This is a genomic window from Micromonospora sp. NPDC000121, assembly GCF_042899165.1.
Lineage (GTDB): Bacteria > Actinomycetota > Actinomycetes > Mycobacteriales > Micromonosporaceae > Micromonospora.
Window position 1 is genome coordinate 104,216 of sequence record NZ_JBIAZP010000007.1, and the last position, 13,759, is coordinate 117,974.

At 72.3% G+C, this 13,759-nt stretch carries 11 protein-coding genes and 1 pseudogene; 6 read left to right on the forward strand and 6 right to left on the reverse strand.

From position 1 onward, the window contains the following. Positions 1-47: 47 nt before the first annotated feature. Positions 48-413: a hypothetical protein gene (locus ACFY23_RS20735; RefSeq protein ID WP_350683520.1), complete on the reverse strand. Its 366-nt coding sequence runs from the start codon at positions 411-413 to the stop codon at positions 48-50. 179 nt (positions 414-592) lie between these two features. After that, positions 593-1,216 carry a hypothetical protein gene (locus ACFY23_RS20740; RefSeq protein ID WP_350683522.1) on the reverse strand — a complete coding sequence of 208 codons (624 nt, stop codon included), beginning with the start codon at positions 1,214-1,216 and terminating at the stop codon, positions 593-595. A 256-nt stretch (positions 1,217-1,472) separates the two neighbouring features. Between ACFY23_RS20740 and ACFY23_RS20745 the strand changes: the two genes are divergently transcribed. Continuing rightward, entirely contained in the window at positions 1,473-1,643 is a 171-nt protein-coding gene (locus ACFY23_RS20745; protein WP_350683524.1) for a hypothetical protein, read from the forward strand. A 287-nt stretch (positions 1,644-1,930) separates the two neighbouring features. Here the strand turns inward: ACFY23_RS20745 and ACFY23_RS20750 are convergent, their stop codons facing one another. Continuing rightward, on the reverse strand, positions 1,931-4,045 hold the full coding sequence (locus tag ACFY23_RS20750; RefSeq protein ID WP_350683526.1) for an MMPL family transporter: 2,115 nt from the start codon (positions 4,043-4,045) through the stop codon (positions 1,931-1,933). Positions 4,046-4,194: 149 nt separating this feature from the next. Here ACFY23_RS20750 and ACFY23_RS20755 point away from each other — a divergent pair, with 149 nt between their 5' ends. The 3 genes from ACFY23_RS20755 to ACFY23_RS20765 all read left to right on the forward strand — a co-directional run bounded on the left by ACFY23_RS20755 (position 4,195) and on the right by ACFY23_RS20765 (position 6,521). After that, complete coding sequence (locus ACFY23_RS20755; RefSeq protein WP_350683528.1) at positions 4,195-4,821, forward strand: TetR family transcriptional regulator; 627 nt, start codon at positions 4,195-4,197, stop codon at positions 4,819-4,821. Positions 4,822-5,193: 372 nt separating this feature from the next. Next, on the forward strand, positions 5,194-5,595 hold the full coding sequence (locus ACFY23_RS20760) for a hypothetical protein (protein ID WP_350683532.1): 402 nt from the start codon (positions 5,194-5,196) through the stop codon (positions 5,593-5,595). Beyond that, a complete protein-coding gene (locus tag ACFY23_RS20765; protein ID WP_350683534.1) occupies positions 5,592-6,521 on the forward strand; it encodes an NAD(P)-dependent oxidoreductase in 930 nt (309 codons plus the stop codon). Before ACFY23_RS20760 ends, ACFY23_RS20765 begins: the two co-directional genes overlap by 4 nt. Before the next feature lie 78 nt (positions 6,522-6,599). On the opposite strand, the gene ACFY23_RS20770 is transcribed toward ACFY23_RS20765, so the two are convergent. Both ACFY23_RS20770 and ACFY23_RS20775 read right to left on the reverse strand, forming a co-directional pair. Beyond that, a complete protein-coding gene (locus ACFY23_RS20770) occupies positions 6,600-7,811 on the reverse strand; it encodes a glycosyltransferase (protein ID WP_350683536.1) in 1,212 nt (403 codons plus the stop codon). A gap of 220 nt (positions 7,812-8,031) precedes the next feature. After that, a pseudogene (locus ACFY23_RS20775) lies at positions 8,032-9,264 on the reverse strand (globin domain-containing protein); the annotation flags it as partial. 148 nt (positions 9,265-9,412) lie between these two features. Between ACFY23_RS20775 and ACFY23_RS20780 the strand changes: the two are divergent. Beyond that, positions 9,413-9,862 carry an Rrf2 family transcriptional regulator gene (locus ACFY23_RS20780; RefSeq protein WP_350683538.1) on the forward strand — a complete coding sequence of 150 codons (450 nt, stop codon included), beginning with the start codon at positions 9,413-9,415 and terminating at the stop codon, positions 9,860-9,862. A gap of 67 nt (positions 9,863-9,929) precedes the next feature. Here ACFY23_RS20780 and ACFY23_RS20785 read toward each other — a convergent pair whose 3' ends face one another. Further along, positions 9,930-11,189 (reverse strand): hypothetical protein, encoded by a 1,260-nt coding sequence (locus ACFY23_RS20785; RefSeq protein WP_350683540.1) that lies wholly within the window; start codon positions 11,187-11,189, stop codon positions 9,930-9,932. A gap of 77 nt (positions 11,190-11,266) precedes the next feature. Between ACFY23_RS20785 and ACFY23_RS20790 the strand changes: the two genes are divergently transcribed. Next, positions 11,267-13,756 (forward strand): DNA topoisomerase IV subunit B, encoded by a 2,490-nt coding sequence (locus tag ACFY23_RS20790; RefSeq protein WP_350819209.1) that lies wholly within the window; start codon positions 11,267-11,269, stop codon positions 13,754-13,756. The last annotated feature ends 3 nt before the right edge of the window (positions 13,757-13,759 follow it).

Consider the following 13,759-nt stretch of genomic DNA (forward strand, 5'->3'; position numbering starts at 1 on the left):
CCGAGGTCGGGGGCGGCCGGGACGTGCCGCGCCGCCGCCCACGCCGCTCAGGAGCGCCGGCCCCTGGTCCGCAGCGCGTCCTCCGTACGCTCCTCGACGTCGGCGGCGTCGGGGAAGGTCCGCCGGGACGGCGCCGGGTCCGGGGGCGCGCCGGGTCCGGCCGGCAGCGTACGGGTCGGCTCGACCGGCCCGAATCCGTGCCGGCCCCCCTTCCCGGACGGCCCCGCCGGCTCGCCGGCGCGGCGGTCCCCGCGCCGGCCCTCCGGCACGGCGGTCTCCTCGCTGCCCTCGTCCATCGGGTCGTGCTCGCCGGTGCCCCAGGGTGGTTCCGCGTCGAAGCCGTCCCTGGTCACCCACGGGGTGACCGACTCCGGTGTGCGCCTGCCCCCGCTGCGTCCGTCTCCTGCCGCCATGGTCACCTCGCTGGTCGGGTCCGCCGCTACGGGCCCCGATTGCCCGTCCCGGGGCCGGTCATGCCTGCGCCGGCGCCCCCGGCGGTGGCTGGCGAGGCGGACACGCCCCGCCCGACCGGGGACGCCGAACGGCGTCCCGCCGCCGAGCGGTCGGCGGGACGCCGGTGGGCACGTCGCGGTCAGCGACCGGACATCGCCATCCGCCGATTCTTGGCCGCGCCCATCGTCTTCAGCGCACCCATCCCCTTCGGCAGCCCGCCCGCGCGCCCGAGCATCCCCCGGAACACCTCGCCGGGCTTCTGCTGCTCGCCCATGTACGCGGTCACCACGATGAGCGCCCCCGTCAGCGCGGGCACCGCCCACTGGAGCATCCGCATCTGGCGTTGGCAGGACGCCACGTTCGACGGCGTCTGCGAGTTCGGTTCGGTGACCCCCTCGACCGACGGGCCGCCGGACTTCTCCAGCCTCATGCCGAGCATCCGGCTGTAGCCGGTGACCGCCAGCGCGCCGACCGTCAGCGCGGTCTTCAGGGTGCTGGCCCGGGCGACTCCCGACTGCGCCGCCACCCGGGGGCTCTCCGTCACCAGTTCGCCGACCGCGCCCGCGAGGTGGGCCCCGATGGCGGCCGCATTCACCGGCGTCCACCGGGCCCAGCTGGCCGAGGCCATCGGCAACCGCTGGGTCGAGTCGTTCATCTGTGCCGCCGCGCCGTTGACGCCGAACGCTCCCATCAGGGAGCCCCCGAACCAGGCCGCCAGGCCCAGATCGTGCATCGAGCGCAGTGCGGTGTGCCGTTCGGACATCTGATCCCCTTCCACCGTGTCGGGCGCTGCGGCATACCCGCCGCCCGGTCGGCTAATCGCGTCCGTCGTCTGCCGATAGGGCGCGGTCACGCGGATACCGGGGAAGACCGGGAACCGGCGGCGTCACCACCCCGCGCCGAGGCGCGGACCCGTCCGGGCGGCGGCGGTCGCCGGTGACGGGGAGCGGCCGGGAGGAGTCGGCGGGGCCGGTGCGGGTAGATCGCGGGACGGACGATCCGAGCGAGAGGGGAAGAGGATGTCGCAGCCCGACGAGAGCCGGGAGAAGACCGCCTCCACCGACGCGGTGCTGATGCACCCGGGCAACGATCCGCGCAAGACGACGTCCCAGGTGCCACCGCCGCCCGAGCGCGGCGAGACCCGCGTCGAGCGGAACGGCGAGATGGTGCCCGTCGAGACCGACGAGTGACCGGGCCCCGGGCGGCGGGGTACGCCGCCCGGGGGAGTGTAGGGGCGACGGCGTGGCGTCAGCGGGACGACCGTGAGCTGAAGGTGCCTCAGCGGGGCCGGCAGGCCGTGGCGAAGCGGGCCACCGGGCTGCCAGCGGTGCGCGCTGGCGCGTACCCAGGTGAAGTGCTCTGGGCGCGGTGAGGTGACCGCCGCTCCGCGGCGGCGGTGGCTCGGCTCAAGAGCCGACTGGACCGGGTGGTGCGCTGCGCCACCCGGTCTCGTCGCTTGCGAGAAGCGGGACTTGCGCTACACGCGCTGACTCTCGGGGTCCTGCTCGCCCCCGACCGTCCCTGGAGTGTCGGCCGGACCGTCGATCGCCGCCGGTCGTGGCGCCGGCTTGCGGCCGGGCCGCCACCAGGCCGCGTTGCCGAGCAGGCTCATGACCGCAGGCACCAGCACCATCCGGATGACGGTGGCGTCCATGATGACCGCCGTGGCAAGGCCGATGCCGATCATCTGGATGAGCGTCTCCGGCACCGAGACGAAGCTCAGGAAGACGCACGCCATGATGATCGCGGCTGCGGAGATGACACGTGCGGTGGTGCCGATGCCGACAACGACGGCGCGGTGCGGGTCGCGATCCTTGTCATAGGACTCGCGGACTGCGGACAGCAGGAAGACTTCGTAGTCCATCGACAGGCCGAACAGCACCGCAAAAAGGATCATGGGGACTGCCGACATGACCGGCACGGACTTGTCGATGCCGAGCAAATCCAGACCCCAGCCCCACTGGAACATCGCGATGATCACGCCGAAGGAGACGCCGATGGACAGCAGCGTCATCACCGCCGCCTTGAGTGCGACCACCGGTGCCCGGAACATGAAGAGCAGCAGGACCATGCCGGCGCCGACCACGGCCAGGATCACCCACGGCAGCCGCTTGCCGACGACGTCGGCCATGTCGATGACGACGGCTGTCGCGCCGCCGACGAGTGCGGTGCCACCAGTGGACGCCAGGGAATCCGGCCCGATCGTGTCGCGGATTCGATGGACGAGGTCGGAGACTTCCTGGTCCTGCGGCGCGTACCGGGGGATGGCAGTGATCAGCGTGATCTCGCCGTCCTCGCTCGTCGTCGGCGGGGTGACCAGTTCGACGTCCGGGTCGGTGGCGAGGGCGCCCGCAAAGGCGTTGACGCCCATCTCGCTCGTGTCGGTAACGGTGATGACGAGTGGCGCGTTCCAGCCCGGGCCGTAGTGCTCGGCGATCATGTCGTAGGCCTGGCGCTGCGTGTTCCTCGTGGGCTGGATTCCGTCGTCGGGCGTGCCGAGCCGCAGCGAGAGCACCGGTGCCGTCAGTGCGAGCAGGAGCGCCGTCGAGAGCAGGGCATAGAGCACGCGGTGGCGTTGGACGTGCCGGCCCCAGCGGTAGGTCGGGCCGCTCTCGTCGTCGGGCTTTCCGGCGGAGGCACGCGCCCTCTTGGTCAGCTTGGGAACGGGCAGCGCGTTCACCCGGTGCCCGAGCAGGCCGAGCAGTGCGGGCAACAGGGTTATCGCGGCGACGACCATCACCGCCACCGTCACCGCGCCGGCGACTCCCATCGCCCCCACGAACGGAATGCCCGCGAAGCTGAGGCCGAGGATGGCGACGACGACCGTGCCGCCCGCGAAGACCACCGCATGCCCAGCGGCCGCCGTGGCGTGCCCGGCGGCGCGCACCTTGTCCTCACCGTGCGCGAGAATCGATCTGAATCGACTCAGGACGAACAGCGCATAGTCGATGCCGGCGCCCAGGCCGAGCATGACCGCGATGATCGGCGCCGACGTCGGAATGTCCACGATCAGGCCGATGAGTAGGACGATCGCGGTGCCGACCACGATGCCGACGCCGGCCACGAGCAGCGGCAGGCCCGCGGCCGCCAGTGAACCGAAGGCGATGATCAGCACCAGTAGCGCGGCGCCGACCCCGACGAGTTCCGCTGCGGACGTGGTGGGCTCTGTGCCCAGGTCGACGACGGCACCGCGGAACTCCACCCGCAGGCCGGCGTCCTGAGCGGGCTCGGCCGCCTCACGCAGCCGTTCGTAGTGGGTGCCGTCGAGTTCGCCCAACTCCTTCTCGTAGTCGACGTTGACCATCGCCGCCCGACCGTCCGGGCTTGGGAACGGATCGTCGACCGCCGCGACGTCGGGTTGCCCGCGCATCGCCTCGATCATCTGCCGGACGGCGGCCTGCCGCGCCGGATCCTGGAGGCTCCCCTCTTCGGCGCTCCAGACGACTGTCGCGCTGACCACGCCGAACGTGGGGAAGTGGTCACGGGCCACATCCGTGGCCTCTTGGGATTCGGTGCCGGGCACCCGGAAGTCGTTGACGAATGTGCTCCCGGCCGCCTGCCCGACGCCGAGGAGCACGCCGGCGGCGAGCAACCAGAGGACGAGAGTGCGCCAAGGCCGTCGTGCGCAGAGACGGCCAAGTCGGTCCAGGGGACGTTCCATCGCCGCAGTAAACCGCATGCAGTGCAACTATGCAATGAGTACATGAATGCAGTGTGTGCGCAAGCGGTAGCATCACCTGCATGACACATCCGATTGGTCTGCGCGAGCGCAAGAAGCAACGCACCCGCGCGGCGCTGATCACCGCTGCGATCGAACTCATCACCACCAAGGGCTACGACGAGACGACGATCGCCGAGATCGCTGCGGCCGCCGATATCGCACCACGCACCTTCTTCGCCTACTTCCCCGGCAAGGAGGACGTTCTCTTCGCCGACTCGCAGGCGCGGGTCGACGAGATCGTCGCGATGGTCGCCACGCGTCACCCGGGGGAGACCGTCGCCGACGTCTTGCTCCGTGCGGTGCGGTCGGCGGTGACATCCGGCGCGGCGGCCCGCGACCTGACCAGCGACTTGGCGACCCGGCGCGTGCGCGTGGTGCTGTCCACGCCTGCTCTGCAGGCCGGCGCGCTGCGCCGGATCGTCTCCGCCCAGCAACAACTCACGGCTGCGTTGCTCGACGCGTTCCCCGGCGAGTTGGAGGAGGGCGACGCGGCGGCGGCGGTCGGCGCACTCGTCGGGTCGATGGTGACCGTCGCCTTTGCCACGCTGCCCCACGACCCCGCACCCGAGGAACTGCTGCGAGCGCTGCTCCGCGCCACCCACGTGGCACTTGCCGGCATCCGCTCGCTCGGCCCCGCGCAGGAGTAAGCGAGGGGACGGGGCCCGCGAGACCTGAGGCTCGTCACCCCGATGGCGATGGCCATCCGCCGGTGGCGAAGAGGCTGACCGGATCGGCGGAAGGAGGCAGCGGCTCGGGCAGCCAAGGCACCACGTACTCCTCTCTGGCACTTCGCCTCCGACGCAGCCGGGCCAGGGCCTGCCGCACGGCGATGCGCACCAGATGGGCCCGAGGGTGTTCCAGGTGCTCAGCGTCCACACCGGCCCAGGCCAGCCAGGTCTCCTCCATGAAATGCAGTTCGACTCCCGGATGTGACGTGCGTCGCGTCACACCGTGGCCGCGTCACAGGGCGGCCTGGTTGCTCCTTCTATGGGCGAACACCGTTGGAAGGAGTGACGAGAATGCCGAAGGGTGTGTTCGCCAAAGCCTCGGTCGTGCTGGCGGCGGCGTCGATGTTGGGCACGGGCTCGTGGGCCCGGCTGGATCCGGAAAGCTTCGCCCGATACGCCAACTGGCCCAACCATGTGCACTTCCTGCATGACGCGGGTGTCTTCCAGATCGGCATCGGGATGATGATGCTGTGCGCCCTGAGGTGGCGCGACGCGCTGGCGGTCGTCCTGGCCGGATTCACGTTCACCAGCGGCCTCCACGCTGTCAACCATGCCGTCGATCTGGACCTGGGCGGCAATACCTCCGACCCGTGGCTCCTGCTGGCGATGTCGGTGGTGGGACTGGCCGCGTGGGCGGCGCGGGTCCGGCAACTCCGGCGGTGCGCCGACGACCGGCTGGAGGTTCCGGCATGAGGATCCTGCTCGCCGGGGCGACCGGCACCCTCGGCACCGCTTTGCTGCCCATGCTGGTGGCCGCTGGACACGAACTGCTCGGTGTCACCAGGACGGCCGCAGGCGCCGTCCGGCTGACGTCGATGGGCGTGCTGCCGGTGCAAGCCGACGTCATGGACGTCGAGGATCTGCTCACCGCGCTCGATGGCCGGCAAGTCGACGCCGTGATCCATCAGGCGACCGCGATCACCGGGGTGCCGCTCTTCCACCGCAGTCTGTACGCCACGGACGCGCTACGCGATCATGGCACGGCCAACCTCCTCCGCGCGGCAGCCGCAGTCGGCGCACGTCGATTCGTCACCCAGTCGTTCTTCCTCGGGTACGGCTACCGCGACCACGGTGCGGAGCCACTCGGCGAGGATCATCCCTTCGCCGAACTCACCGGGCATCCTGGAATCGACCGACACATGCGCGCGATGCGGTCGAACGAGGATCAGGTTCTCCATGCGCCCGGCATCGAAGGCATCGCCCTGCGCTACGGCATGTTCTACGGCCCGGAACCGGCCACCAGACGGTTGATGCACCTGGCGAAGCGGCGGCTCTTGCCCGCTCTCCGTCCCAGCGGCACCACCTCGGTCATCCACATCCACGACGCCGCCGCGGCCACCATGGCCGCGCTCGATTCCGGCCGGCCCGGTCAGCCGTACAACATCGTCGACGACCAGCCGGTCACCTTCACCGACTACTTCCGGGCGATCGCGGACGTCGTCGGCGCGTCCCCGCCCCGAACGGTCCCCGGTCACCTGCTGGCCGTCCTGCCGTACCTTCACGCCCTCATGGTCCGAACACACATCCGCCTGTCCAATCAACGAGCAAAACGAGAACTCGGCTGGACGCCCGACTTCCCTACTCATCGAGCAGGCCTGGCGGCAGTCGCCAACGGCTGACACCTCGAACCGTGGCGATGCGGTGGAGCGGCATCGAGCTGCCGGTTGCCGGTGCGGGGCTGCCGGTGCCGCCGGCCGTCAGGCCAGGGCCGGGGCGGTTCGGGCGGCCGTGCTGACCGAGGCGTAGACGGCGCCCAACTGCTCGGCGCAGCGCTTCCACGAGTACCGGCTGCGGATCCGGTCCAGCGCCGCCGTGGCGTACGCGAAGCGGCGGACCTTGTCGGCGAGCAGCCGGCGGATCGCGGTGCCCAGCGCCCGGGGGTCCCGGGGCGGCACGAGGTCGCCGGTGAGGCCGTGGACGACCGTGTCGGCGATGCCGCCGACGTTCGAGCCGACCACGGGCACGCCGCAGGCCATGCCCTCGAGCGGGGCGAGCCCGAACGGCTCGTACCAGGGGGCGGCCACCAGGAGGTCCGCCGAGCGGTACCACCTGGCCAACTCCTCGCGGGGCACCGCGCCGACCAGCTTCACCCGGTCGGCCACCCCGCAGGACTCGGCGAGCGCCCGGAGCCGGCGGGCGAAGCCGTCCGCGGGGAGCAACCGCGCCGGTGGACCGCCGACCACCACGCACTCCGTGTCGGGCACGGCCGGCAGGGCCCGGACGACGTCCTGGAAGCCCTTGCGCTCCACCAACCGGCCGACCGTGATGATCCGCTGGCGGGCCGGGTCGCGCGGGACGGCGGGCCCGTCGGGGCGGAAGACCTCCTGGTCGACGCCGCAGGGGACCAGCGCCATCCGGGACCGGGGCACGCCGAGGCGGACCAGTTCGCCGATCTCGTCCTGGCACTGCACGACGATCCGGTCGGCGGCCCGACCCAGGGCCCGCTCGTAGCCGATCCGGCCTGGTGGACTCGTGTCCCGGGCGCCCTGGTGCCGGCGCTCGACGGTGCCGAGCGAGTGGTACGTCAGCACCACCGGGACCCCGGTGCGCCGGCCGGCGTGCAGGGTGGCCAGGCCGCTCATCCAGTGATGGGCGTGCGCCACGTCCGGCACCCAGTCGCCGTCGCGCCACTGACCGGCCAGCCAGCGCCCGAACTCACCCAGGTGCGGCAGCAGCTCACTACCGGGCATCCGCAGCGCCGGTCCGGCCGGCACGTGGCACACCTGGTAGCCGTCCGGAGTGGACACCGTGTCGGGCTGGGCGGTGGACTCCCGGCGGGTGTAGACGCGGACGTCGTGCCCCTCGCGCACCAGCGCGGCGGCCTGCTCCGCCACCCGCGTGTGCCGCCCGCCGGCCTCCCCGAGGACGGCGAGCGGGCTGGCGTGCTCCGAGATCATCGCGATGCGCATGTCTTCCTCCATCGGCCGGCCCGGTCGTCGGGGAACGGGTCGCGCCGCGGACGGTGCCGTCCCGCGAGCCCCGTCGCACCCGCATGCGGAGTCCCTACCCCCGACCTCCGCGCCTAACCGCCGGCCCACCGAGTTCTCGGCGGGTCGGCCGGCCGGTGGTGCGGACCCGGCCGGCGGCGGGGCAGGCGCCCACCGCCGGTGGCCGATCCGTCGCGGAGGGTCAGTGCCGGTCGTCGTGGAGCATGCCCGGGCCGAACACCTCGTAGGCGATCCGCTCCGCCGGCACCCCCCGCCGCAGCAGGCCGCCCCGGACGGTGTTCATGAACGGCAGCGGCCCGCAGAGGTGCACGTGGGCGTCCGGGGAGAGCGGGATCAACGCGGGGTCCACCCGGCCGCCGGCGACCTTGCCGGTCACCCCGGCCAGTTCGGCGTCGGTGACGTCCTCGTACCACAGGGCGGTGCGCAGGTTGGGCAGCGCGGCGTGCAGGCGCGGCAGTTCGCCGCGGAAGGCGTGCGCCGCGCCGCCCCGGTCGGCGTGCACCAGCACCACCGGGCGCTGCGGCTCGGTGGCCGCCAGGTGCTCCAGCGCGGCCATCGCCGGGGTCAGCCCGATGCCCGCGCTGACCAGCAGCAGCGGGCCCTCCCCGGCCACCGCGCTGACCTCGCCGAAGGGCGGGCTGAGCCGGAGGGTGTCGCCCTCGGCCACGTGCTCGTGCAGGAAGGTGGAGACCATGCCCTCGGGGGCGTCGCCGGTGGCGCGTACCCGCTTGACGGTGATCCGCCAGTGGTCGGCCCCCGGCCGGCCCGACAGGCTGTACTGGCGGATCTGCTGCCCGCGGCCGCCGTCGAGGTCGACGGCGACCGAGGCGTACTGGCCCGGGACGAAGGCGGGCACCGGGCCGCCGTCGGCCGGGACCAGGGTGAACGAGACGACGTCCACGGCCTCCGTGACCCGGCCGGTGACCCGCCAGTCCCGCCAGACCGACGCGCCCTCGGCGAGCCCCGCCCCGGCGTAGAGGCGGGCCTCCCGGGCGATCAGCTCGCAGGCCAGCAGCCAGTACACCTCGTCCCAGGCCGCCGCGACCTCCGGGGTGACCGCGTCGCCGAGCACCTCGCCGACGGCGGCGAGCAGGTGCCGGCCGACGATCGTGTACTGGCCGGGGGTGATGCCGAGGGAGACGTGCTTGTGCGCGATCCGGTCCAGGATCGGGCCCCACGGCACGTCGCTGCCGCCGGTCAGGTGTTCCGCGTACGCGACCACGGCGGCGGCGAGCGCGGCCTTCTGCGCCCCGGTCGCCTGGTTGCCGCGGTTGAAGATGTCGAGCAGCTCCGGGTGGGCGTCGAACATCCGCTGGTAGAACCGGCCGGTGATCGCCTCGCCGTGCGCCTGCACGGCGGGCAGGGTCGCCGTCACCACTGCTGCTGAGGACTCCGAGAGCACGACTTGTCTCCTTCTGCGCTGAACCGCTCGGGCCCTGCCAGCAAAACAGGTATTTCAGTTACCTCTTCAGGGCCGAAGGTCCCGGGTCGGGGGTCGGGTGGATCACAGATCGGTCCGTCGGCCCGTGGTGGGGCGGGTCCGCGCTGGCTAGGGTCGGGACGTGAAGCTCAACCGGTCCACCGACATGGCGCTGCGGATCGCCATGCTCACCGCCGCGAACCCGCGGCGGATGACCGTGGACGAGTTGGCCGACCAGCTGTCGCTGCCCCGCAACCACGTGGCGAAGGTGGTGCAGCGGTTGCAGCGGCTCGGGGTGCTGGTCACGATCCGGGGCCGCTCCGGCGGGGTCGCCTTCGCCGAGGGCGGCCACGAGATCACGGTCGGGCGGGTGGTCCGGGCGTTCGAGGGCGACGACGAGGTGGTGTCCTGCGACGAGCCGGCCTGCTCGCTGCGCGCGGCCTGCCGGCTGCGGGGCGAGCTGCGCCGGGCCCGCGACGCCTTCCTCGCCGTGCTGGACGGGGTGACCGTCGGCGGCCTCGTCGACGGGCCGACCGGTCCGGTGCTGCTCGCCCTCGGGCTGCCCCGCGCCCGCCCCGCCCCCGGGACCTGACCGATCCGGGTGCGGACGCGGCGGAACCCCGCGCCGGGCGGCACGGGGTTCCGGGACGCGATCGGGGTCAGGACACGGTGACGGAGCCGTCGGCGGCGCGTACGCAGGCCACGGAGCGGGCGCCGGTGGCCGCCGCACCCGTCAGGCACTGCCCGAGCACCTGGTGGCCGGCGGCGTTCGGGTGCCACGACTCCTGGCAGGTCTGGAAGTAGCTCACGCAGGTGTTCGCGATCCGCTGGATGGCGATCTTGTCCATGCCGGCGAGGCTGGTGACGAAGACGCCGTTCGGTGGGCTGTCCTGGAGCCGGATCGGCGTGGCCAGCGCCCCGGTCGGGCTGGCCCCCGACTCGCAGAGCCGGGCGCCGTCGAAGGCCCGCTGCACGTTGAGGTAGACCAGGTCCGCGCCGGGGAACTCGGCGGCGAGGGTGTCCCGGGTCGACCTCACCAGGGTGCCCAGGCCCTGCGAGAAGCGGTGCCCCGGCGGCAGGCTGGCCCGGTGGATCGGGCAGCCGGCCGCGTACCGCTCGGCGCCCAGCGCGCGGAACTTGTCCCGGGTGTCGTCCCGGCTGTCCTCGCTGTGGAACCTCGGCTCCAGGTCGAACGGCAGCGGGTTGGTGTAGTCCTGGAAGACGATCCGGTGCTGGCCGTCGGCGTCGATCTCGCGCAGCGTGGTGAGAAGCTGGCGTACGGCCGAGGTGGTCTCCACCGTCGCGGCGCTCCACTCGGCGGCGGTGGCCAGGTCGGCGTCCGTGCAGGGCTCCTGCTCGACCGGCCCGCCCAGGTAGGCCCAGAACTCCCACCAGCCCGTCCAGGCGTCGGCGATGAACCGGTTGGCGCACTTCTCGGCGACGTCGCCGAAGGTGAACGAGCTGTTGTTGGAGCCGAGGCCGAGCAGCACCAGGTCGATGTCGTGGCTCTGGCCGACCGCGCGGAGCTGGTCGAGCTGGGCGGCCACCTGCCGGCCGCTGGCCCGGGCCGACGAGGCGGTGGCGATGTCGTGCGGCTGGCCACCGGAGCAGGCGAGGTTGAACCGGTCCTGGATGCCCGGCAGGCTCGCCCGGTGCAGCGAGGCGTTCGCCGAGCGGTGGCAGAAGAAGGCGTTGCTGTTCGGTGCGGTCCAGCCCGGGAAGCCCTGGGCGACCCCGTTGACGTCGACGACGGGGGTGTACGCCCCGGCGCCCTCGCCGCTGATGAAGCTGTCGCCCAGCGCCACGGCGGCGGTGGGCGGCGCCGCGGCGGCGGGGGCGGGCAGCCCGACGGCGGTCGACAGTGCGGCGGCGGCGACGGCGAGCACCGCCGCGAGAGTCGTACGACGGAACCTGGACATGACGTCCTCCATCTGTCCATCGAAATGTGAAAGATCCTCTCAGGCGCGATCACATCACCTCGGCATGATGGACGTCAATGGCTTGGCGCAGAACGACCCCATGCGGGACGCGTGTCTTCGCGTTCCGCCCCGACCTGGACGACCTGGGGGAGTACCGGAGCCCCGGCAAGACCGTGTCCGTGACGCTGACCACCCCGGCGTACGGCACGAACACCCTGTCCGTCGCGGCCGTCGACGGTGCCGGGAACGTCGGGTACGGGTCGCTTGTTGTGCAGGTGGACCCGCCCGCGGCCGGCTGGCCCGCGAACCGGTCACGGCGCGCAGAGGCGCCCGATCCGGACAGACCGTGCGACGCCGCCGCCGAGGCCCGCAGCCACGACGTGGTGCGGGCCTTGCTGCGGGGCGCCGTCGTCCTGTCGCATCTGCCGGTTAGGCTCGCTGCGGCGCGCCGGCCGACCGCCGATTGTCGGACGCGGCACCACACCGCCGAGACCTGGGAGTACGACCAGTTGACCGCAGAGCCTGAGACCCTGTACGGGGCCGACGACCTCACGCACCTCGAGGGGCTGGACGCCGTCCGCAAGCGGCCCGGCATGTACATCGGCTCCACCGACAGCCGTGGCGTGGGTCACCTCGTCAACGAGATCCTCGACAACTCCACGGACGAGGGCGTCGCCGGCCACGCCTCGAAGGTCGAGGTGACGCTGCACGCCGACGGCTCCGTCCAGGTCGACGACGACGGGCGGGGCATCCCCACCGACGTGCACGCGAAGTCCGGCATCTCCGGCGTCGAGCTGGTGCTGACCCGGCTGCACGCCGGCGGCAAGTTCGGCGGCTCCGGCTACAAGACCTCGGGCGGCCTGCACGGCGTGGGCGCCTCCGCGGTCAATGCCCTCTCCCGCCGGTTCGACGTCACGGTCCGCCGGGGTGGCAAGATCCACGCGATGTCGTTCCGGCACGGCGTGCCGGGGATCTTCGACGGCGACGGCCCCGAGGCCGCCTTCACCCCGGGCCCCGGGCTCCAGATCGTCGGCGCGATGAAGCGTGGCCAGCGCACCGGCACCTCGATCCGCTGGTGGCACGACCCGCGCTACTTCGAGACCGGCGCCGCGCTGGACGCGAACGCCGTCCGGATGAAGCTGCGCAACACGGCGTTCCTGGTCCCCGGCGTGAGCTACACGCTGCGCGACCACACCGGCGAGGAGGCGACGGAGGAGCACTTCCACTACCCCAACGGCCTGACCGACATGGTGGAGTTCCTCGCCCCGGCCGGCGACCGGCCGGTCTCCGGCACGCTGCTGGTCACCGGCGAGGGCACCTACCGGGAGAACGCCGCCGACGCCAACGGGGTCATGCAGTCCAACGTGCAGCGGCGGGCCGAGGTCGAGGTGGCGTTCCGCTGGGGCACCGGCTACGAGCGCACCGTCGAGTGCTTCACCAACACCATCCGCAACGCCCACGGCGGCACCCACCGCAAGGGCTTCGAGCGGGCCCTGGCGCGCACCCTCGCCGACGCGGTCCGCAACACCCGTGGCCTGCTGAAGGCCAAGGAGGATCCGCCCACCCTGGACGACGTCCTGGAGGGCATGACGGCGGTCGTCCACGTCCGGATCCCGGAGCCGCAGTTCACCTCGCAGACCAAGGACGAGCTCTCCACGGCCGGCATCACCAAGGTGATGCAGTCGCTGGTCGAGCAGCACCTGAAGTCCTGGCTGGAGGACCGCAAGACCAAGGCCGAGGCGCGCACGGTCCTGCAGAAGATCGTCGACGCGGCCCGGGTGCGGCTGACCCAGAAGCAGCAGAAGGACGCCGCCCGACGCAAGACCGCCCTGGAGGGCGCGTCGATGCCGGCCAAGCTGGTGGACTGCCGCGCGGCGGGGATCGAGCGCAGCGAGCTGTTCATCGTGGAGGGCGACAGCGCGCTGGGCACCGGCCGGCTCGCCCGCTCCGCCGAATACCAGGCCCTGCTGCCGATCCGGGGAAAGATCCTCAACGTGCAGAAGGCCAACCTCCAGCAGGTGCTCGACAACGCCGAGTGCGCCGCCATCGTGCAGGTGCTGGGGGCCGGCTCCGGGCGTACGTTCGACCTGTCGGCGATGCGGTACGGCCGGGTGCTGATCATGGCGGACGCCGACGTGGACGGCGCGCACATCCGCACCCTGCTGATCACGCTCTTCGCCCGCTACATGCGGCCGCTGATCGAGGCCGGCCGGCTCTACGCGGCCATGCCGCCCCTGCACAAGATCACGACCAAGGGGCGCAACCCGCAGACGATCTACACCTACACACAGGCGGAGATGGAGGCGACGGTCCGCAAGCTGGAGAAGGCCGGCAAGCAGATCGTCACCCCGATCCCGCGGTTCAAGGGTCTCGGCGAGATGGACGCCGACGAGCTGTGGGAGACCACGATGAACCCGGCCACCCGGGCCGTCCGCCGGATCACCCTCGACGATGTCGACGCCGCCGAGCGGATCCTCGAACTGCTGATGGGGGAGAAGGTCGAGCCGCGCCGCAACTGGCTGATCGACTCCGCCGACCGGGTCGACCGCGAGGCGATCGACGCATGACCA